Origin of the sequence: Bradyrhizobium sp. 21 (assembly GCF_023073335.1) — a bacterium.
GTDB lineage: Bacteria > Pseudomonadota > Alphaproteobacteria > Rhizobiales > Xanthobacteraceae > Bradyrhizobium.
Map to the genome: position 1 here is coordinate 234,164 of NZ_JADPJG010000035.1, position 19,458 is coordinate 253,621.

Sequence of the window (19,458 nt, forward strand, 5' to 3'; positions counted from 1 at the left end):
CGCAAATTCCCCACTCGACCCCTGAACGTCTCACCCGCGCCGTTCGACGGAGGTCAGCTCGACGATCCAACCGTCACCGGTGCGGCTTTGGTGGAGCTGCGGCTGAATATTCCAATATTTAGTGGCTTCGGTCAATTCAGACTCTACATCTTGACCCTTGAGAAACAACGCTTTTGCACCTTGGCGCATCAGCGGCTCCGCAAAGCCGATGAGTTGATGTAGCGGAGCCAGCGCACGCGCGGTGACGCAATCGACCGGGCCGGTGATTCTATCCACATTATCCCCGATCTCCGCGAGATGTACGACTCCCGGAGATGTGGTGACGCGAATGGCTTCGCGCAAAAAGGCAGCCTTCTTGGCGATGCGCTCGACGAGATGGACGCTGGCACCCGGCGTCCCGGCCATGGCGCAGGCCAGCACGACACCGGGAAAGCCGCCGCCGCTGCCGAGGTCGGCCCAGCGTTGGGCCGACGGGGCGAGACCCATAAGCTGAAGCGAGTCGGCGATGTGCCGGGTCCAGAGGTGCGGCAGGGTCGAGGGGGCGACGAGATTGGTCTTGGCCTGCCACTCCCGAAGCAGTGCGATGTAGCGATCAAGCCGTGCTTCGGTTTCATGTGAAACGGGAGCGAGCTTGAGCGCCGCGATCTTGTCGGCGGCGATGACGGTATCGAGCGCCCGATCGTTGGCACTGGCTTTGTCGATCTTCGGCTTTGCCGGCGCCGGTTCGGATGGACGGGCGGCGCCCTCTCCCGCTCCGGGTCGTCGCGATAGCGGTCTGTCTCCGCCCGGTCCGCGCTGTTTCACGTGAAACGCCTATGCGATTGCTTTGGAGGTCTTTCGTGCCTCGCGGCGAAGATAGGCCGCGAGGATGCCGAGCGCCGCCGGCGTCATGCCGTCGATCCGGCCAGCCTGGCCAACGGTGAACGGCCGTGCCTTCTCCAGCTTGGCCCGCACTTCATTGGAGAGACCGGGGACCTGCTGGTAATCGACTTCGGACAGTACCATCCCCTCGTCGCGCCTGAAGGCTTCGACATCGGCGCTCTGGCGCGCCAGATAGACATCGTACTTGGCGTCGATCTCGAGATGGGTCGCGATCACGGGATCGATGGCGGACAGCTCCGGCCAGATCGCACGGACCTGGTGCCAGCCGATGTCCGGATATGCCATCAGCTCGAAGGCCGATCGGCGCTGGCCGTCCCGGTTCAGGGAGAGCCCGTGCTTGATGGCTTCGTTCGGGGTGATCGTCAGCGACTTCGATAGCGCTCGCGCCGCATTCAGGGCGTCCATCTTGGCCCGATGATGCAGGGTCCGGGCACTGCCGACGCACCCGAGGGCGATGCCTTTCTCGGTCAGACGCTGGTCCGCATTGTCGGCCCGCAGCGTCAGCCGGTACTCGGCCCTGGACGTGAACATCCGATAGGGCTCGCTGATGCCGCGGGTGACGAGGTCGTCGATCATCACGCCGAGATAGCCATCGGCGCGGTCGAACACCGTCAGCGCCGCCCCACTGGCGGCAAGCGCCGCATTCAGCCCCGCCACGATGCCCTGACCGGCGGCTTCCTCGTACCCCGTGGTGCCGTTGATCTGTCCGGCCAGGAACAGGCCGCGCAGACGCTTGGTCTGGAGGGTCGGATCGAGCTCGCGCGGATCGACATGGTCGTACTCGATGGCATAGCCCGGCCGGACCATCCTCACCCGCTCCAGACCGGGAATGGTGGCGAGGATCGCGAGCTGAACCTCCTCCGGCAGCGAGGTCGAGATGCCGTTGGGATAGACGGTCGTATCGTCGAGCCCTTCCGGCTCCAAAAAGATCTGATGCCCGTCGCGGTCGCCAAAGCGGACGATCTTGTCCTCGATCGAGGGGCAATAGCGTGGCCCGGAGCTCTTGATCTGGCCGGAATACATCGGGGAGCGATGGACATTGGCCCGGATCACCTCATGGGTGGCGGCCGTGGTTCGGGTGATCCCGCACTGGATCTGCGGCGTCGTGATCCGCTCCGTCATCACCGAAAATGGCTCCGGAGGCTCGTCCCCCGGCTGCATCTCGACGGCCGACCAGTCGATCGTCGTCCCGTCCAGACGCGGCGGAGTGCCCGTCTTGAGCCGTCCAAGGGTGAACCCCGCGCGCTCGAAGGAGTTCGAAAGGCCCATCGCCGGGGCCTCGTCGACGCGGCCGGCCGGCCAGTTTTTCTCGCCGAGATGAATCAGACCGCGGAGGAAGGTGCCGGTGGTGACGACAACCGCCCCTGCCCGAAGCTCCCGGCCGTCTGCCAGACGCAGGCCGGTCACCCGTCCATCGACCACGATCAGCTCGTCCGCCTCGCCTTCGACGACAGAGAGACCCTCGGTCTCCCGGATCGCGGCCTGCATCGCCGCGGCATAAAGCTTTCGGTCGGCCTGGGCCCGGGGGCCACGGACGGCGGGCCCCTTGCGGCGATTGAGCACACGAAACTGGATGCCGCCGGCATCACCGACCCGGCCCATCAAACCATCGAGCGCATCGACTTCACGAACCAGATGACCCTTGCCGAGACCGCCAATGGCGGGATTGCAGGACATTGCGCCGACCGTAGCGAAACGGTGCGTCACCAGAGCGGTCGCTGCACCCATGCGGGCAGAAGCAGCCGCGGCCTCGCAGCCGGCATGGCCGCCGCCAATGACGATAACGTCAAAACTCTCTCGCTCCGGTCGCATGGCGGACTTTTAGCTCAGGGGCAGGAAAGCCGGAAGTAGAAACTGGTGAGGCAGTGTTTCACGTGAAACAGGGGCTGACGGCGCCAAGCACATTCGCGAAAACAACCCCATGCACAGTAGACAGCGCCTTGTGCCGCCTATTGTTTTTCACGAAGCAAAATAAGCCAGACCGATGTTTCACGTGAAACACGTGGAACGACCGCCCTGCTCACAAAGAACAAGGAGCGGAACAAGGGCTAGTTCTACATTGTAGAACTAGCGCTACTTTCCGATGCAGAATTTCTGGAAAATGGCACCGAGGACGTCCTCGACATCCACCCGGCCCAACATCCGGCCCAAGGCATAGGCGGCGGCACGCAGTTCTTCGGCGGCGAGTTCCTCGCCCTGTTCTACAAGCTCCAGACTCCGGCGCAAGCTGTCCGATGTCCGGCGTAGCAGATCCCTCTGCCGCGCCCGGGTCACCAATGCCGCCTCGGTCGTCCCGAAGAAACCGGCAGCAAATTTCACGAGAGCCTGGACCAGCTCGGGAATGCCGTCCCCCCGGCTCGCCGAGATTCCGAACTCGCCGTGCGGCTCGGCATCCTCACCCCCGCTGAGATCGATCTTGTTGCGCACGATCCAGACCGAGCCGCCGGACGGACTGCTCCCGTCCCCGGACTTCCCCAGCGGCCGCATCGCGTCCGGATCGATGGCACGCTCGCCCTCCACCAGCCACAGCACGAGATCGGCGTCTTCGGCCCGCGCCCGCGCCCGGCGGACGCCTTCCCGCTCCACGGGATCATCGGTCTCGCGGATGCCGGCGGTGTCGATGACAGTGACGGGATAGCCATCGAGATCGAGCTGCACCTCGATCACATCGCGCGTCGTGCCGGCGTGCGGCGAGACGATCGCGACGTCGCGGCGCGCGAGCTGGTTGATCAGCGTCGACTTGCCGACATTCGGCTCGCCCGCGATTGCGACAACCAGGCCGTCGCGCAGACGTTCAGCTTGTCCCTGTACCGCAAGGACTTCTGCGATTTCGTCGTGCAGGGCCCTGATCGCCTTGACCGCAGGCGCCTTCAGCTCGGCGGGCACGTCGCCCTCGTCGGAAAAATCGATGCCGGCCTCGATCAAGGCCGAGGCCTCGATGATGCGCTCACGCCAGTCGCGCGCGCGATTGCCGAGCAAGCCCTGCAACTGCCGCAGCGCCTGACGGCGCTGGCGGTCGGTGTCGGCATGAATGAGATCGTCCAGGCCTTCGGCCTCGGTGAGGTCGAGCTTGCCATTCTCGAAGGCGCGCCGCGTGAACTCGCCGGGTTCGGCTGCCCGTGTATTCGGAATTACGGAAATAGCGGCGAGGAGCGCGGCCAGCACCGCACGGCCGCCATGGACGTGGAGTTCGGCGACGTCCTCGCCGGTGGCGCTGGCCGGCCCTGCAAACCACAGCACGACCGCGTCGTCGATCGGCTGGCCTGCGCCGTCGCGGAGCAGCCGGCGGCTCGCCTGCCTCGGGGGCGGCAGCTCCCCTGCAAGCGTCGTCAGCACCAAACTGGCCTGCGGCCCGGACACGCGCACCACCGCGATCGCGCTCGGCGCACGGCCGGACGACAGCGCAAAGATGGTCTGGTCTCGCGGATGCATGGCCTATTTGTCCGGCTAGAGGGGAAAAGGCAAACGTCCGTTTGGGCCGAGGAATCACGTGGTTTGCTGCAGCAATTTCCGCAGCAAAATCTATATTGCGATGCAGCATAAACGTAGAAATTGCTGCAAAAAATTGCCCGCTCCCGATTTTTCCCGCACCGTATATCAAATTTTTTTTAGTTATATCAGTAGCTTAAAGAAAACTGGTCTAGGCGATAAAACGCCTCCACCATGCTGCACCTTTGCCGCAGCAAAGCGCACAAAAGAAAAGGGCGCCCGAAGGCGCCCTCTAATCTCTTGCTGCACCCCAGATCAGGTGTTCATCGAATCGAAGAACTCGGAATTGCTCTTGGTCGAGCGGAGCTTGTCGAGCAGGAAGTCGATGCCGTCCATCGTTCCCATCGGATTCAGGATGCGGCGGAGCACGTACATCTTCTTCAGGACCACGGGATCCGTGATCAGCTCTTCCTTGCGGGTGCCGGAGCGCGAAATGTCGATCGCCGGGAAGGTCCGCTTGTCCGAGACCTTGCGGTCCAGGATCAGCTCCGAGTTACCGGTGCCTTTGAACTCTTCGAAGATGACCTCGTCCATGCGACTACCGGTATCGACCAGCGCGGTCGCGATGATGGTCAGCGAGCCGCCCTCCTCGATGTTGCGCGCGGCACCGAAGAAGCGCTTCGGGCGCTGCAGCGCGTTGGCGTCGACACCGCCGGTCAGCACCTTGCCGGATGACGGCACCACGGTGTTGTAGGCGCGACCAAGGCGCGTGATCGAATCGAGCAGGATCACGACGTCGCGGCCGTGCTCGACCAGGCGTTTTGCTTTTTCGATCACCATTTCGGCGACCTGGACGTGGCGCACCGCCGGCTCGTCGAAGGTCGAAGAGACGACCTCGCCCTTCACCGAGCGCTGCATGTCCGTGACTTCTTCCGGACGTTCGTCGATCAGGAGCACGATCAGATAGCACTCGGGATGATTATGCGCGATCGAATGCGCGATGTTCTGCATCAGCACGGTTTTACCCGTCCGCGGCGGCGCGACGATCAGCGCGCGCTGGCCCTTGCCGATCGGCGCGACGATGTCGATCACCCTTGCAGACAGATCTTTCCGCGTCGGATCGTCGATTTCCATGCGGAAACGCTGATTCGGAAACAGCGGCGTGAGGTTGTCGAAATTGACCTTGTGCTTGGCCTTTTCCGGATCCTCGAAATTGAGCGTGTTGACCTTCAGCAGCGCGAAATAGCGCTCGCCCTCTTTCGGGCTGCGGATATGGCCTTCGAGGGTATCGCCGGTGCGCAGGCCGAAACGGCGGATCTGCGAGGGCGAAACGTAGATGTCGTCCGGGCCCGGCAGGTAATTCGCGTCGGGCGAGCGGAGGAAGCCGAAACCGTCGGAGAGCACCTCGACGACGCCCTCGCCGACGATGTCGGTTTCGGCCAGCGCAAGCTGCTTGAGGATGGCAAACAGCAGCTCCTGCTTGCGCATGGTGCTGGCATTCTCGACCCCATGCTCTTCCGCGAACGAGACGAGCTCGGCCGGCGTCTTCGACTTGAGATCCTGGAGTTTAATTTCCCGCATTGGGGTGGTCCTGTGGGGTAACCTTGGGAGGGGGGTGCGAGGAGGCTCTGAATGCGGACGCGAAAAGATTAGGTCCGCAGGTCTGGCAAGGTGAGCGCCGGTGAGGCTTCAAACCTGATGCGGTGTCCGGCCTCTGGAAAGCTCAGACACAACCACATCCGCCTGCGTTGGGTGGGATAACGCTAATATAGAAAATCGCCTCACACTCCGCAAGCCGAAGCGCTGAGCGATCGTTTACGATCCTTGCCTAGAACGGCTTCACGATCACCATGATGACGATCAAAATCATCAGGACGGTCGGTACCTCATTGATAATCCGATAGAATTTCTGGCTCCGCGGGCGCCGGTCCGCAGCGAAATCCTTCAACCAGCGTGAAAAAAAGCCGTGGACCGCGGACATCGCCAGGACCAGTGCCAGTTTTACGTGCAGCCAGCCGAATGAAAACCAGTGGCCGGCCCAGGCGAGGTAGAGTCCGGCGAGCCAGGTGACGATCATGGCGGGGTTGATGATCGCCTTGAACAGCCGCCGCTCCATGACCTTGAAGGTTTCGGACTGTTTGGAGCCGATCTCGGCCTCGCAGTGATAAACGAACAGCCGTGGCAGATACAGCATGCCCGCCATCCAGGAGATGACGGCGATCACATGCAGCGCCTTGATCCAGAGATAGACGTCCTCGAACATTTTCTGGGCCCGGAAATTCTGCCCGGCGCAGGGAACGCTGGGGATAGTAAGAAGTCGTTAAGGTCTCACCTGCACACATATCCGTCCGTAGCGCCCTTCTCCAATAAGAATCTTAGATTCTTAAAGGTTTGAGTCTATGTGACCGTGAATTGGACTCACAAGATTCCATCCGCCCGTTCACACGCGCTTGTTCACATTCATCAACATATCCCCTGATCGCCCTGGCCGCTTTCGATAAGTCGGTCAGCTTCAAAGACTTGCGCGATTCTGTCGGCAGCTTATCAAGAGAGTTATCGGCACAATCCCGCTTCCCTTTCGGCAGGGCGTCGAACTTGTTCTGACGGGCAGGGGTGTGAAGAAAATTGGCACTTGTCCCGCCCCCGGTGTCGCACATCCCTTTCCGAGGGGTTAAGGTCCACAGAAATCCACAAACCACACCGCCTTCATACAAAGGGTTTTTGTGCCGACCTCGAACAATTATTTCCATCTGCACCTCGTCTCCGACTCCACCGGTGAGACGCTGATCACGGTCGCACGCGCGGTCGCTGCGCAGTACGCCAATGTCACCCCGGTCGAGCATGTCTATCCGCTGGTGCGCAGCCAGAAACAGCTCGACCGCGTGCTCGACGAGATCGAGGAAGCGCCGGGAATCGTGCTGTTCACACTGCTGGAGAAGGATCTGGTCTCCAGGCTCGAGGACAAGTGCAAGGGGATCAATGTTCCGAGCCTGTCGATCATCGGCCCGGTGATGCAGCTGTTCGAGGCGTATCTCGGCGCTGCGACCACCGGCCGCGTCGGCGCCCAGCATGTCCTCAACGCGGAATATTTCAAGCGCATCGACGCACTGAACTACACGATGATCCATGACGACGGCCAGCATGTCGAAGGCCTCGACGATGCCGATGTCGTGCTGGTCGGTGTCTCCCGCACCTCGAAGACACCGACGTCGATTTATCTCGCCAACCGCGGCATCCGCACTGCTAACGTGCCGCTGGTTCCAGGCATTCCGGTGCCGGCGCAATTGGAGACGCTGACGCGGCCGCTGGTGGTGAGCTTGCATGCGACGCCGGAACGGCTGATCCAGGTGCGCCAGAACCGCCTGCTCTCGATGGGCGCCGATTCCAGCAGCGATTCCTACACCGATAAGCAGTTGGTCGCAGAGGAGGTCGCGTTTGCGCGCAAGTTGAGCGCCAAGCACGACTGGCCGCTGCTCGACGTCACGCGGCGCTCGATCGAGGAAACTGCCGCGGCGATCATGAAGCTCTACAGCGATCGCCAGCGTAACCGGCCTTCTGCATAGTCTTTGGAATAGTCTTTTGACTGGTCTTGGGCATAGTTTTCGCGATGGGTCTGTGGCTCGGAAAATCTTCGTTGATCCTGGCCTCGCAAAGCAGCGCGCGAAAGATGCTGCTGGCCAATGCCGGGCTCGAGTTCAAGGCGATCACGGCTGATATCGACGAGCGCGGTATCCAGGCCGCCTCCGGGCTTTCGAGGCCGCGCGAGATTGCCCTGCTGCTGGCGCGCGAAAAGGCCAAGGCAGTTTCGGCCAGTCACCCCGGAAGCTACGTCATCGGTGCGGATCAAACGCTGGCCCTGGGCGATCGTCTCTTCAACAAGCCTGCGGGCCGTGAACAAGCAATGGCGCAATTGCGCGATCTCTGCGGCAAGTGCCACGAGCTGAATTCCGCCGTGGCGATAGCACGCGATAGTAAAATCCTTTTCGAGGACGTTTCGATTGCCCGCATGACCATGCGGCTGATGACCGAGGCCGAGCTTTCGGCCTATCTCGACAGCGCCGGCGATGCCGTCACCACCAGCGTCGGCGCCTATCAGCTCGAAAGCCTGGGTATCCATCTGTTCGAGCGGATCGAGGGCGACCATTTCACCATTCTCGGCCTGCCGCTGCTGCCGCTGCTTGCGTTCCTGCGGGCCCAGCGGCTAGTTGCGGTGTGAATGGCAGACATGGCTGGGCGCTGATGCGAATCCTGGGACTGACCGGCTCGATCGGGATGGGGAAATCCACCACCGCGAAATTATTCGCCGAGGCCGGCGTCCCTGTCTACGATGCCGATGCCGCCGTCCATCAGCTCTATGAGGGCGAGGCTGCGCCCGCGATCGAGGCCGCCTTCCCCGGCACCACCGCGAACGGCAAGGTCGACCGGCCAAAACTGTCGGCGCGCGTGGTGCACGATCCCGCCGCCATCAAGCAGCTCGAGCAGATCGTCCACCCGATGCTCGGCGATTCCCGGAAAAAATTCTTCGCCGACGCCGAAGCGGCCAACGCGCCGGTCGTGGTTCTCGACATTCCGCTGCTGTTCGAGACGGGCGGCGAGACCCGGGTCGATGCCGTGGTCGTCGTGACGACGTCTCCGGAACTCCAGCGCGAGCGGGTGCTGGCGCGCGGCACGATGGACGAGGCCAAGCTCGACGCCATCATCGCCAAGCAGACGCCGGACGCGGAAAAGCGCAAGCGTGCCGATTTCGTGGTGGATACGTCGTACGGACTCGAACCGGTGCGCGCGCAAATCGCGCATATCCTCGCCGAGGTCGTTAAGATGCCGCAGCGGCGAGCCTGATTCGCCGCCTGACACGGCCTCCTGAATCATGCGCGAAATCGTTCTCGACACCGAAACCACCGGCCTTGATCCCCTGCGCGGAGATCGTCTGGTCGAAATCGGCTGCGTCGAGATGTTCAATCGCATGCCGACCGGGCAGAGTTTCCACGTCTACATCAACCCCGAAAGGGACATGCCGGCGGAAGCCTTTGCGGTGCACGGGCTGTCGGCGGAGTTTCTGGCGACGAAGCAGCTGTTTCACGAGGTCGTCGACGAGTTTCTGGAGTTCATCGGCGACGCCCCGCTGGTGATCCACAACGCCTCGTTCGACATCAGCTTCATCAATGCCGAGCTGGACCGGATCAAGCGCGCGGCGATCCCGCGTGAGCGGCTGGTCGATACGCTGCTGCTGGCGCGGCGCAAGCATCCCGGCGTGTCGAACCGGCTCGACGATCTCTGCTCGCGCTATGCGATCGACAATTCACACCGCACCAAGCACGGCGCGTTGCTCGACGCCGAATTGCTTGCGGAAGTCTATGTCGATCTGGTCGGGGCGCGGCAATCGCAGCTGCTCCTGGCTTCGGAAGCCGAGGAGATTCGCGTCAACGGGGCTGCCGATGCGCCGCGGCGGCAGCGGCCGGTGCCACTCGCGCCGCGGATGTCGGACGCCGAGCGCGAGGCCCACCGGGCCTTCATCGCGACGCTCGGCGACAAGGCGATCTGGAACGAGTTCCTGCCCGCTCCAGCCGCCCCTTCGGCCGGTTAGGCCTGACCGCTCGGCTGAGCGGCCATTTGCCGCTCCATGTTCTGACGATAGAGACCGACGAAGTCGACCGGATCCAGCATCAAAGGCGGGAACCCGCCGTCACGCACGGCGGTCGCGATGATCTCGCGGGCGAACGGGAACAGCAGGCGCGGGCATTCGATCATGACCAGCGGATGCAAATTGTCCTTCGGCACGTTGGAGATGCGGAACACGCCGGCATAGGCAAGCTCGAACGAGAACATGATCTTGCCCGCGGTCTCGGCCTTGCCCTCGACCGACAGCGTCACCTCGAACTCCTGTTCGCTGAGGTTGTTGGCGCTGACATTGATCTGGATGTTGATCTGAGGGGGCTGGCTCTGCTGCTGGAGCGAGCTGGGCGCGTTCGGATTTTCGAACGAGAGGTCCTTGGTATATTGCGCCAGCACATTGAGCTGGGGAGCCTGGGCCGCCTCGGGAGGGGTGCCGTTACCGTTGGTCATAAGAGTGTCTCCTTACCCGATTGGGGCTGAATTTCGCGGCGGTTGGCTAACATGGGGCCGCCTCGTTCCACAAGGGATGAACGGTCCCGGAGGGGAATTCAGGCCGCGCCCACAACTGTGACGTTCACCCCGCCGGCCCAGCGAAATCGCGCCTTAAACGATTGAAGATACGCGATTTCCGGGCAGGATCGGGTTTCCACTTAAGCATAAAACGCGCTACACTCGATGCTGTGCCAAAAGGCGCCATTGGCCGGGCAAGATTTCGTGCCTACATCCCACGGACCTGACGCGCGGACCTAAAATGGTGATGTAGACTTGCCGTTTCCGTGTGGAACGGTCTACTGGCCGGATCGATTTTCCCGGCGACGACCCCTTCGGGACGGCCCCTTTCTACAGAAGACCAGAAAGCGAATACGACGTGGACATCTACACCATTATCTTCCTGGCGCTGGCGGTCTTCATCTTTCTGAGGCTGCGCAGCGTGCTGGGGCAGCGCACGGGCAACGAGCGGCCGCCGTTCGACCGTAACGCGCTCCAGGGTGCCCAGGACAAGAACGTCGTGACCATGCCGGGCAAGGTCATCGACCAGGCCCCGGTGGCGCCGACGGCCGAGCCGGCCCCGCCCTCCGACCGCTGGAAGGGCCTGACCGAGCCGGGCACCGTGCTCGCGCAGGGTCTCGACGCCATCGTCGACAAGGATTCCACATTCGATCCGCGCCATTTCATCTCCGGCGCCCGCGGTGCCTATGAGATGATCGTGCTGGCCTTTGCCAATGGCGACCGCCGCGCGCTGCGCGACCTGTTGTCGTCGGAGGTCTATGACAGCTTCGATGCCGCCATCAAGGAGCGCGAGAAGAACGAGCAGAAGACCGAGACGCGCTTCGTCTCGATCGACAAGGCCGAGCTCGTCGGTGCCGAGCTGCGCGACCGCACGGCCCAGCTCACGATCCGCTTCGTCTCGCAGATGATCTCGGCCACCCGGGACAAGACCGGCAACATCGTCGACGGCAGCGCCGACACGGTCGCCGACATCACCGACATCTGGACTTTCGCCCGCGACATCACCTCTCGCGATCCGAACTGGAAGCTGGTTGGCACCGGAAGCGCGAATTAAGGCTATCCTGAAGACCAGCGCGACGGCGCTTTGCGCAGGTGTCGTCGCGCTATCATCGTTTTCGCTTGGCGCTGAAGCCGCGCGGCGCCATTATCGCAGCCATCACCATCATCTCCCGGAATTGCCTGCCGCCCCGCCGCGGGCCTTGCCCTATCCCCAGCTTCCCCTGCCGTTCGAGATATCAGGCGCACAATATTTGCCGCTGGCCTGGGCCGACGTGAAGGGCTGGAGCGACGACGATCATCTCGCCGCCTACAAGACCTTCCGCGCGAGCTGCCGTTCGATCAACGCGCAGACCGGCGCGGCCGAACCGAAGGCCGAATCCAAAGCCGAATCCAAAGCACTTGGCGCCTCGTTGGGGGAGCCCTGCCGGGCCGCCAAATCGCTCGAGCTTGCCGACGATGCCAAAGCCAAAACCTTCTTTGAAGAGAATTTCGCGCCGCTGCGGATCTCGCGCCTTGGCGAGCCCGATGGTTTCGTCACCGGCTATTACGAGCCCGTGCTGGAGGGATCGCGCACGCAGACCGAAATCTACAACGTCCCGGTCTACCGCCGGCCCTCGAACCTGTTCGTGCGCGGCTACAAGCAGGATTCGGCCAGCCTGCCGAACAAGGGGCCGGTCTACCGCAAGATCGGCCGCCGCAAGCTCGTGCCCTATTACGACCGCGGCGAGATCGAGGACGGCAAGATCGCGGGGCGCGGACTCGAGATCGCCTGGCTGAAGGATCCGACCGATCTGCTGTTCGCCCAGATCCAGGGCTCGGCGCGGATCAAGTTCGACGACGGCGGCACGGTCCGGCTGAATTACGATGCCTATAATGGTTTTCCCTACACGGCGGTCGGTCGCATCCTGATCGAGCGCGGCATCATTCCGAAGGAAGAGATGTCGATGCAGAAGATCAGGGAGTGGATGGCGCAAAACCCTGACGGCGCCAAGGATCTGCGCCGTCAGAATCGCTCCTACATCTTCTTCCGCGAGGTCAATCTCTCCGACAAGGACGAGGCGGTCGGCGCGCAAGGCATTCCGCTGACGGCCGGCCGCTCGATCGCGGTCGACAAATCGCTGCATGTCTACGGCACGCCGTTTTTCATCGAGGGCGAGCTGCCGATCGATTCAGAACGCGCGAAGACGCCGTTCCATCGGCTGATGATCGCGCAGGACACCGGCTCGGCCATCATCGGACCCGCGCGCGCCGATCTCTATTTCGGCGCAGGCCAGGAGGCCGGCCGCGTCTCAGGGCGGCTGCGCCATCCCATGCATTTTGTGATGCTGGTGCCGAAGAGCCTCGATCCCACGGTGCGTGCTGGGCGGCTGCCGGTGCCGGACCCGCGGCCGTCGGAGAAGATCGCAAGGCTGTTTCCGCAAACCGAGCCCGCCAAGGATTCGAAGAACGCGGCTCCGGCCGCAGCCGTGGCGCAAGGCAAAGGCGAGACGGTCGCCGTCGCCAACCCGGTCCCGCTGCCGGCGCCACGCCCTGTGATCGAGCCCGTTCGTGAGCCGCGGCGGCCGGTGAAAAATCGCATCCATCGGCAGCAATGAAGCGATCGTCCCGTCCGCCCTTGCTGGAGCCTCGTCCCACGCCGCGCCGTCGCGCGCTGAGCGAGGATGAGCGCGAGCTGTGGGACCTCGTTGCCAAGCAGGTCAAGCCGCTGCGGAAACATCGGGTGGCAAAGGCGCAAGCCCCGCCGCGTGCTGAACCCTCACCCGCAGCGCCCGCCACGCGACCTGCGCCATCGCCACGACCGATCGCTGCTGCGCCGGCGCCGCGCGTGACAAAACCGGCCATGCCGCCCCTGGCGCCGCTCGGCAAGCGCGAGCGCACAAAACTGTCACGCGGCCGCAGCGAGATCGAGGCGCGGCTCGATCTGCACGGCATGACCCAGACCCGCGCCCATCGGGCGCTGACCGGCTTCCTGCACCGTGCCCACCATGACGGCCTGACCTTCGTGCTCGTCATCACCGGCAAGGGCCGAAGCGGCGGCGAAAGCGGCGTGCTCCGCCGCCATGTGCCGGAATGGCTGAGCCTGCCGGAATTTCGCGCCTTCGTCGTCGGCTTCGAGGAGGCCGGTATCGGCCATGGTGGCGAGGGCGCGCTTTATGTTCGGATCAGGCGGGCGCGGTTTTAGGGAAATCGTGCTAGCTCCGGGCTCCTCTTGCCTCTCCCGCTTGCGGGAGAGGCCGTCGCGCGAAGCGCGGCGGGTGAGGGTTCTCTCCTCTTGGGGGTTGTCGCTCGCGGAGAAAGCCCTCTCCCCAACCCTCTCCCGCAAGCGGGAGAGGGGGCGCATCCTCTCCGAGCTTGCGACTGAGCTTACGTCCCTAAAACGGCCGGACGATTCCGACGCGCGGGATCAACGTGAGGACTAGGCCGAGGATGTTGGTGTTGCGATCCTCTGCCGGGATCAGTGGCGTCTGGCGCGTGGCCGGCAGCATCTTCACCGCGTGCAGTATCAGGAACATGCAGACCGCCCAGTTCGAGATCCAGCGCGAATAGTCGAACACCATCGCGAACATCACGAGATAGGCCAGACTGACTCCAATCAGCGCCACGAGCACGAGGCGTCGGTGCATGTCGCTTGCGAGCCCGCCGATCAGGTTCGCAAAATAGCGCCATAGCGGCGTGTGCAGCCAGATCAGCAACGCAAACACGGGCACGCCGAGGATGTTGTGCGGCAGGCGGCCCCAGGTGTCGGAAATCTCCTGCGCCAGCGGCTGATACCAGATGTAGGCGAATTGCAAGAGATCGGTCCGCGACGGATCGGCCATCCGGGTCTTTAGATACGCCACGAAATCCGCTTCCGGGATCGGCATCGTTCCCCAAAACTGCGCGGCGAAGAACAGCGCGCTCACGCAAAGCAACGCGACCAACCCGAACGCGACGTTCGTTCGGGTGACGCTGTGCGAAAGGTAGTGCCTGATCACGACGATGGTGATGATGGTCGGCACATACATCAGCAGATGGATGTGGTGGATCAGCACGAGCATGATCGAGAACAGCGCGGCCAAAGCCACGAACAGCAGCGAGCCCGCCGGCAGCAGCAGCAGGACGATCGTCAGCGCGCAGCCATAGATGTCGAAATGGCCGAGCGTGTGCATGAAGTTCTTCAGGAAGAATGGCGAGCCCGCGATGAAGACAAACAGCGGCAGCGTTTTCGCGGTGAAGCCGAACGTCTTCTGGAACAGTCTCGCATAGAGCCCCAGCGTCACCAGCCACATCCCGCCGCCGAGCGCAAACACGAGCCAGACCGGCACCTTGTCGGTGAATAGCGCGACGATTGCCCCGATCAGCGCCCGCTTGATGAAGCCGAAATGGTAATCGACGAGGAGGTGGATGTAGGGGACGTAAGGCGGCAGCTGGATCTTGTGAACGAACACGCCAATGATGACCGCGGCGTTGATTGCGAGCAGGAGGCGCCAGGGATTTTGCAGGACGTTAGCGAGCATCTGGTACTCGACAGGCGTCAACCTCCGGCGTCGTCCCGGCGAACGCCGGGACCAATAACCACGAATGTTTGCTTTGAGCCAAGGCTGGAGCCGCTATCTTTTCCGACAGAACCACTGGTGGCTATGGGTCCCGGCGTTCGCCGGGACGACGGCGGAATAAATAGCCCGGGTCGAGCGAATTACAAAATGAACCGGCTCAAATCCGCGTTCTTGGCGAGGTCGCCGACGTGCTTCTGCACGAAATCGGCATCGACCTTGACGGTCTCGCCGCTGCGGTCCGGGGCGGTGAAGGAGATCTCGTCCAGCACCCGCTCCATCACGGTCTGGAGCCGCCGCGCGCCGATGTTTTCGACGGTCGAATTCACGGCCACCGCGACGTCCGCGAGCGCGTCGATGGCGGTGTCGGTGAAGTCGAGCGTGACGCCCTCGGTCTGCATCAGCGCGACATATTGCTTGAGCAGCGAGGCCTCGGGCTCGGTCAGGATGCGGCGCATGTCGTCGCGGGTCAGCGCCTGCAGCTCGACGCGGATCGGCAGGCGGCCCTGCAGTTCCGGCAACAGGTCGGACGGTTTTGCGACGTGGAAGGCGCCGGAGGCAATGAACAGGATGTGGTCGGTCTTCACCGCGCCGTGCTTGGTCGAGACCGTGGTGCCCTCGATCAGCGGCAGCAGATCGCGCTGCACGCCCTCGCGCGAGACGTCACCGCCGACCCGTCCGTCGCGGGCGCAGATCTTGTCGATCTCGTCGAGAAACACGATGCCGTTGTTCTCGACCGCGCTGATCGCCTCCTGCGTGAGCTGCTCGTTGTCCAGCAGCTTGTCGGATTCCTCGTTGACGAGGATCTCGTGCGAGCTCTCCACCGTCAACCGCCGCGTCTTGCTGCGGCCGCCGAGCTTGCCGAAGATGTCGCCAATCGAGATCGCGCCCATCTGCGATCCCGGCATGCCCGGGATCTCGAACATCGGCATGCCGCCGCCGGAGGACTGCGTCTCGACCTCGATTTCCTTGTCGTTGAGCTCGCCGGCGCGCAGCTTCTTACGGAAGGAGTCCCGCGTCGCGGCGCTGGCATTGGCGCCGACCAGCGCGTCGAGCACGCGCTCCTCGGCAGCGAGCTGCGCGCGTGCCTGCACATCCTTGCGCTTGCGCTCGCGGACCTGGGCGATCGCGACCTCGAGGAGATCGCGCACGATCTGCTCGACATCGCGGCCGACATAACCGACCTCGGTGAATTTCGTCGCCTCGACCTTCAGGAACGGCGCGTTGGCAAGCTTGGCGAGCCGCCGCGCGATTTCGGTCTTGCCGACGCCGGTCGGGCCGATCATCAGGATGTTTTTCGGCAGCACCTCTTCGCGCAAGGAGCCTTCGAGCTGCTGTCGCCGCCAGCGGTTGCGCAGCGCGATCGAGACCGCGCGCTTGGCATCGGTCTGGCCGACGATGAAACGGTCGAGTTCGGAAACGATTTCGCGGGGGGAGAAGTCTGTCATGGGACCTTAGCTAGGGTCAGATGCGGGACGGGACAAGCCGCTTTTTTGCCGTCAGATGATCGGCGGACCCGATTGCCATTGTTTCACGGCCTCGATCGGATGGATCAGCATCAGGATATTGAGCGTCAGATTGTCGCGAATGTGGAGCGCCAGCATGATCTCGAAGGCGAGCCCTAGCAGGATCGTCACCGATACAGGCAGCAGCCGCGCGGCGAGGAAGCCCAGCACCATGGACAGATTGTCAGAGACCGAATTGACGATGCTGTCGCCGAAATAATCGAGCGAGATCGTGCCGGCGCGGTAGCGCTCGATGATGAATGGCGAATTTTCGACGATTTCCCAGGCGCCCTCGATCAGTATCGCGATGATCAGCCGTGCCGGCCAGGAGAGCCGCAGCAACGGCAGGCGAGCGAACAGCAGCCAGGTCAAGCCGTAGAACAGGAAGCCATGCAGGACGTGCGAAAAGCTGTACCAGTCTGCGATGTGCTGCGAATTTTCCGAGCTGTTCACGACGCCATGCCAGAGTTTGACATAGCCGCAGGTGCAGATCGGCACCCGCCCCATCGCGAACAGGATCGAGGCCTGTAGCGCCAGTAGCAACAGACCGATGCCGACCCAGGCGAGCGGTGGAAACGCGGCCTTGCTCCCGTGCACACTTGTCAGCGTCATGGCTCGCGCACCATCAGAAGTGCCGGCCCGTCCGGCGTCTCGACCATACGGTCACGGACAAAGCCGGCTTTCACATAGGCGCGCACGGCGCGCGCATTGAGCGGATCAGGATCAGTGACGATGCGGGGCAGGCCCTGCCGCAACTGCTCGCCGGCGAATTGCCGGATGAATGCCGTACCGTGGCCGCGCGCGATCATGTTGCTTTCGCCGATGAATTGATCGATGCCACGCGTGCCCTCCGGTTGCGGCCCAAGACCCGTATTCCAGGCGGTCAGGCGGTAGCATTGAAGATAGCCGAACGGCTTGCCGCCGACCAACACGATGAACTGGTCCATGTCGGGCTCATCAAGATCGCCGCTTACAAGCGCGAACTGCTCGTCCGGATCGCCCCACCATTCCCGCACATGCGCTTCGCCAAGCCATCGCCGGATCAGCGGCAGGTCAGCCGCGGTCATTGGGCGAAAGGTGTAGGTGGAGGCCATGGCCTAGCCGGCCGACAGCACTTCGACGGTTACATTGCGGTTGGTGTAGACGCAGATGTCGGCGGCGATGTCGAGAGAGCGGCGGACGATGGCCTCGGCGTCCCTGTCGGTGTCAAGCAGGGCCCGCGCCGCCGCCAGGGCGTAATTGCCGCCGGAGCCGATCGCCATGACGCCAGCCTCGGGCTCCAGAACGTCGCCGGTGCCTGTCAGCACCAGGGAGACGTCCTTGTCGGCCACGATCATCATGGCCTCCAGCCGCCGCAGGTAACGGTCGGTGCGCCAGTCCTTGGCGAGCTCGACCGCGGCCCGGGTCAATTGCCCCGGATATTGCTCGAGCTTGGCTTCCAAACGCTCAAACAGCGTGAAGGCGTCGGCGGTGGCGCCGGCGAAGCCGCCGATGACGTCGCCCTTGCCGAGCTTCCGGACCTTTTTGGCATTGGACTTGATCACGGTCTGGCCGATCGAGACCTGGCCGTCGCCGCCGACCACCACCTTGCCGCCCTTGCGGACGGTCAAAATCGTGGTGCCGTGCCAGACCGGCGAGCTGTTCTGGGAATCCTGCATGGGTGACCCTCGTTGTCCGGCCTGATTTAGGCGGTCGGGAGCGGGGGCACAACGGGCCGTTCCGGGCCGAATTCGCTCACCATAGCCGGAAGTGCCGTCCAGATCGGCCGTTCCCGCAGTAGCGAAGGCGTCATTAGGCTGTTAAAAGACCGGCGTTTTCGGCCCGAACCAGCGAAAGCTTTCAATGCGCACCGCGACGATCAAGCGCAAGACCAAGGAAACCGACATCGAGGTCACCGTGAACCTCGATGGCACCGGCGTGTCTGATATCGCGACCGGTATCGGCTTTTTCGACCATATGCTCGATCTCCTCGCCCGCCATTCCCGCATCGACCTCACGGTCAAGGCGGTGGGCGATCTGCACATTGATCATCACCATACCACCGAAGACACCGGCATCGCGCTCGGCCAGGCGGTCAAGCAGGCGCTCGGCAACATGGCGGGCATCACCCGCTATGCCGGCGTGCACATGCCCATGGACGAGACGCTGTCACGGGTGGTCATCGACATCTCGGGCCGCCCGTTCCTGGTGTTCAAGGCCGACTTCCCCCGCGACAAGATCGGCGAGTTCGACACCGAGCTGGTGCGCGAGTGGTTCCAGGCCTTCGCCATGAACGCCGGCGTGACTCTCCACGTCGAGACCCTATATGGCGATAACAGCCATCATATCGCCGAGTCCTGCTTCAAGGGTCTGGCGCGGGCGCTGCGCACGGCGGTCGCGATCGATCCCAAGGCCGTGGGCGAAATCCCGTCCACCAAGGGCTCGCTCGGCGGCTGACATCTCGGGCCGGCGGCACGCGCCGCTTGCGGTATCACTGAATTTAGAGAACGGGGCATCACCATGCCTGTCTATACGGTTCATGCTCCCTCTCCTGCCGGAGCCGATCTGCGTGCGACCGACAAGTTCGTCTTCGTGCGCGACGGCTTCCATTTCTGGGCGATGATTTTCGGCCCGGTCTGGCTGCTGTGGAATCGGCTGTGGCTGGCGCTGATCGGCTGGGTGATCTTCGTCGCCGCGTTCAATGCGGGGCTGTCCAGCCTCGGCGTCGGACGCAGTTCGATGTTCTTTGCCGACATCATCGTCGCGCTGCTGTTGGGTTTCGAGGCCTCCAGCCTGCGCCGCTGGACGCTGTCGCGCGGGAGATGGCGGCAGCTCGACGTGGTGATTTCCGACGACGAGGACACCGCCGAGCGCCGCTTCTTCGAGCGCTGGAGCCAGAAGCAGCGCGGCATCGTCAACGATCAATGGGCCGTCGATCGCGGCGGCCCGCCGCCGACCCGCAACGTGCCGGGCCAGCACTTCTCCAACCCGCCGCCGATGCCGGCGGG

Annotated in this window: 20 protein-coding genes; 9 read left to right on the forward strand and 11 right to left on the reverse strand. The window is 63.3% G+C overall.

Features of this window, described 5'->3' with window-relative positions:
- Positions 1 to 30: 30 nt before the first annotated feature.
- The 5 genes from rsmG to hemJ form a co-directional block, all read right to left on the reverse strand.
- Positions 31 to 702 (reverse strand): 16S rRNA (guanine(527)-N(7))-methyltransferase RsmG, encoded by a 672-nt coding sequence (gene rsmG / locus IVB31_RS29760; RefSeq protein WP_247332306.1) that lies wholly within the window; start codon positions 700 to 702, stop codon positions 31 to 33.
- Positions 703 to 813: 111 nt separating this feature from the next.
- Positions 814 to 2,694: a tRNA uridine-5-carboxymethylaminomethyl(34) synthesis enzyme MnmG gene (gene mnmG, locus IVB31_RS29765; protein WP_247331261.1), complete on the reverse strand. Its 1,881-nt coding sequence runs from the start codon at positions 2,692 to 2,694 to the stop codon at positions 814 to 816.
- Between the two features lie 261 nt (positions 2,695 to 2,955).
- Positions 2,956 to 4,314, reverse strand: coding sequence for a tRNA uridine-5-carboxymethylaminomethyl(34) synthesis GTPase MnmE (mnmE, locus tag IVB31_RS29770; protein ID WP_247331263.1), 1,359 nt, complete (start codon positions 4,312 to 4,314; stop codon positions 2,956 to 2,958).
- Positions 4,315 to 4,626: 312 nt separating this feature from the next.
- Positions 4,627 to 5,892, reverse strand: a complete 1,266-nt coding sequence (gene rho / locus IVB31_RS29775) for a transcription termination factor Rho (RefSeq protein WP_247331265.1) — start codon at positions 5,890 to 5,892, stop codon at positions 4,627 to 4,629.
- 247 nt (positions 5,893 to 6,139) lie between these two features.
- The gene (hemJ, locus tag IVB31_RS29780; protein ID WP_247331268.1) at positions 6,140 to 6,574 is read right to left on the reverse strand and encodes a protoporphyrinogen oxidase HemJ; all 435 of its coding nucleotides are present in this window, start codon (positions 6,572 to 6,574) and stop codon (positions 6,140 to 6,142) included.
- Positions 6,575 to 7,034: 460 nt separating this feature from the next.
- Between hemJ and IVB31_RS29785 the strand changes: the two genes are divergently transcribed.
- Genes IVB31_RS29785 through dnaQ form a run of 4 tightly spaced genes read left to right on the forward strand, consistent with a single transcriptional unit; the run spans position 7,035 to position 9,895 of the window.
- Entirely contained in the window at positions 7,035 to 7,874 is an 840-nt protein-coding gene (locus IVB31_RS29785) for a pyruvate, water dikinase regulatory protein (protein ID WP_247331270.1), read from the forward strand.
- Between the two features lie 44 nt (positions 7,875 to 7,918).
- Positions 7,919 to 8,527: a Maf family nucleotide pyrophosphatase gene (locus IVB31_RS29790; RefSeq protein WP_247331272.1), complete on the forward strand. Its 609-nt coding sequence runs from the start codon at positions 7,919 to 7,921 to the stop codon at positions 8,525 to 8,527.
- A gap of 23 nt (positions 8,528 to 8,550) precedes the next feature.
- Positions 8,551 to 9,150 carry a dephospho-CoA kinase gene (coaE, locus tag IVB31_RS29795; protein ID WP_247331274.1) on the forward strand — a complete coding sequence of 200 codons (600 nt, stop codon included), beginning with the start codon at positions 8,551 to 8,553 and terminating at the stop codon, positions 9,148 to 9,150.
- A gap of 28 nt (positions 9,151 to 9,178) precedes the next feature.
- Positions 9,179 to 9,895, forward strand: a complete 717-nt coding sequence (gene dnaQ, locus IVB31_RS29800; protein ID WP_247331276.1) for a DNA polymerase III subunit epsilon — start codon at positions 9,179 to 9,181, stop codon at positions 9,893 to 9,895.
- Here the strand turns inward: dnaQ and secB are convergent.
- Complete coding sequence (gene secB, locus IVB31_RS29805; protein ID WP_007598595.1) at positions 9,892 to 10,374, reverse strand: protein-export chaperone SecB; 483 nt, start codon at positions 10,372 to 10,374, stop codon at positions 9,892 to 9,894. The two genes, dnaQ and secB, sit on opposite strands and share 4 nt — an antisense overlap.
- A 418-nt stretch (positions 10,375 to 10,792) precedes the next feature.
- On the opposite strand from secB, the gene IVB31_RS29810 reads away from it, so the two are divergent.
- The 3 genes from IVB31_RS29810 to IVB31_RS29820 are packed head-to-tail and all read left to right on the forward strand — an operon-like array spanning position 10,793 to position 13,615.
- Positions 10,793 to 11,488, forward strand: coding sequence for a Tim44/TimA family putative adaptor protein (locus IVB31_RS29810; protein WP_247331279.1), 696 nt, complete (start codon positions 10,793 to 10,795; stop codon positions 11,486 to 11,488).
- Complete coding sequence (locus IVB31_RS29815) at positions 11,466 to 13,028, forward strand: MltA domain-containing protein (RefSeq protein WP_247331282.1); 1,563 nt, start codon at positions 11,466 to 11,468, stop codon at positions 13,026 to 13,028. The genes IVB31_RS29810 and IVB31_RS29815 overlap by 23 nt, the downstream gene beginning before the upstream one ends.
- Complete coding sequence (locus IVB31_RS29820) at positions 13,025 to 13,615, forward strand: Smr/MutS family protein (RefSeq protein ID WP_247331285.1); 591 nt, start codon at positions 13,025 to 13,027, stop codon at positions 13,613 to 13,615. Before IVB31_RS29815 ends, IVB31_RS29820 begins: the two co-directional genes overlap by 4 nt.
- A gap of 190 nt (positions 13,616 to 13,805) precedes the next feature.
- Here IVB31_RS29820 and IVB31_RS29825 read toward each other — a convergent pair whose 3' ends face one another.
- From IVB31_RS29825 to hslV, 5 genes are all read right to left on the reverse strand, one after another.
- Positions 13,806 to 14,930, reverse strand: coding sequence for a hypothetical protein (locus IVB31_RS29825; RefSeq protein ID WP_247331287.1), 1,125 nt, complete (start codon positions 14,928 to 14,930; stop codon positions 13,806 to 13,808).
- Positions 14,931 to 15,109: 179 nt separating this feature from the next.
- On the reverse strand, positions 15,110 to 16,414 hold the full coding sequence (gene hslU, locus IVB31_RS29830; RefSeq protein ID WP_247331289.1) for an ATP-dependent protease ATPase subunit HslU: 1,305 nt from the start codon (positions 16,412 to 16,414) through the stop codon (positions 15,110 to 15,112).
- A gap of 51 nt (positions 16,415 to 16,465) precedes the next feature.
- A complete protein-coding gene (locus IVB31_RS29835; RefSeq protein ID WP_247331292.1) occupies positions 16,466 to 17,083 on the reverse strand; it encodes a DUF2585 domain-containing protein in 618 nt (205 codons plus the stop codon).
- Entirely contained in the window at positions 17,080 to 17,565 is a 486-nt protein-coding gene (locus IVB31_RS29840) for a GNAT family N-acetyltransferase (protein WP_247331294.1), read from the reverse strand. Before IVB31_RS29840 ends, IVB31_RS29835 begins: the two co-directional genes overlap by 4 nt.
- A 3-nt stretch (positions 17,566 to 17,568) precedes the next feature.
- Positions 17,569 to 18,129, reverse strand: coding sequence for an ATP-dependent protease subunit HslV (hslV, locus tag IVB31_RS29845; RefSeq protein WP_247331297.1), 561 nt, complete (start codon positions 18,127 to 18,129; stop codon positions 17,569 to 17,571).
- A gap of 184 nt (positions 18,130 to 18,313) precedes the next feature.
- Here hslV and hisB point away from each other — a divergent pair, with 184 nt between their 5' ends.
- On the forward strand, positions 18,314 to 18,907 hold the full coding sequence (hisB, locus tag IVB31_RS29850; RefSeq protein ID WP_247331299.1) for an imidazoleglycerol-phosphate dehydratase HisB: 594 nt from the start codon (positions 18,314 to 18,316) through the stop codon (positions 18,905 to 18,907).
- A 63-nt stretch (positions 18,908 to 18,970) separates the two neighbouring features.
- Positions 18,971 to 19,458, forward strand: a 488-nt coding sequence (locus tag IVB31_RS29855; RefSeq protein ID WP_247331302.1) for a DUF2628 domain-containing protein, incomplete at its 3' end; no start/stop codon positions are given.

What these genes read in the sequence shown, in the direction of transcription:
- mnmE (WP_247331263.1), bottom strand. Translation starts at nt 4,314, where the DNA reads ATGCATCCGCGAGACCAGACCATCTTTGCGCTGTCGTCCGGCCGTGCG.
- hemJ (WP_247331268.1), bottom strand. Translation starts at nt 6,574, where the DNA reads ATGTTCGAGGACGTCTATCTCTGGATCAAGGCGCTGCATGTGATCGCC.
- hslV (WP_247331297.1), bottom strand. Translation starts at nt 18,129, where the DNA reads ATGCAGGATTCCCAGAACAGCTCGCCGGTCTGGCACGGCACCACGATT.
- hisB (WP_247331299.1), top strand. Translation starts at nt 18,314, where the DNA reads ATGCGCACCGCGACGATCAAGCGCAAGACCAAGGAAACCGACATCGAG.
- dnaQ (WP_247331276.1), top strand. Translation starts at nt 9,179, where the DNA reads ATGCGCGAAATCGTTCTCGACACCGAAACCACCGGCCTTGATCCCCTG.
- mnmG (WP_247331261.1), bottom strand. Translation starts at nt 2,694, where the DNA reads ATGCGACCGGAGCGAGAGAGTTTTGACGTTATCGTCATTGGCGGCGGC.
- secB (WP_007598595.1), bottom strand. Translation starts at nt 10,374, where the DNA reads ATGACCAACGGTAACGGCACCCCTCCCGAGGCGGCCCAGGCTCCCCAG.
- coaE (WP_247331274.1), top strand. Translation starts at nt 8,551, where the DNA reads ATGCGAATCCTGGGACTGACCGGCTCGATCGGGATGGGGAAATCCACC.
- rho (WP_247331265.1), bottom strand. Translation starts at nt 5,892, where the DNA reads ATGCGGGAAATTAAACTCCAGGATCTCAAGTCGAAGACGCCGGCCGAG.
- IVB31_RS29790 (WP_247331272.1), top strand. Translation starts at nt 7,919, where the DNA reads ATGGGTCTGTGGCTCGGAAAATCTTCGTTGATCCTGGCCTCGCAAAGC.
- IVB31_RS29825 (WP_247331287.1), bottom strand. Translation starts at nt 14,930, where the DNA reads ATGCTCGCTAACGTCCTGCAAAATCCCTGGCGCCTCCTGCTCGCAATC.
- IVB31_RS29835 (WP_247331292.1), bottom strand. Translation starts at nt 17,083, where the DNA reads ATGACGCTGACAAGTGTGCACGGGAGCAAGGCCGCGTTTCCACCGCTC.
- hslU (WP_247331289.1), bottom strand. Translation starts at nt 16,414, where the DNA reads ATGACAGACTTCTCCCCCCGCGAAATCGTTTCCGAACTCGACCGTTTC.
- IVB31_RS29840 (WP_247331294.1), bottom strand. Translation starts at nt 17,565, where the DNA reads ATGGCCTCCACCTACACCTTTCGCCCAATGACCGCGGCTGACCTGCCG.
- IVB31_RS29820 (WP_247331285.1), top strand. Translation starts at nt 13,025, where the DNA reads ATGAAGCGATCGTCCCGTCCGCCCTTGCTGGAGCCTCGTCCCACGCCG.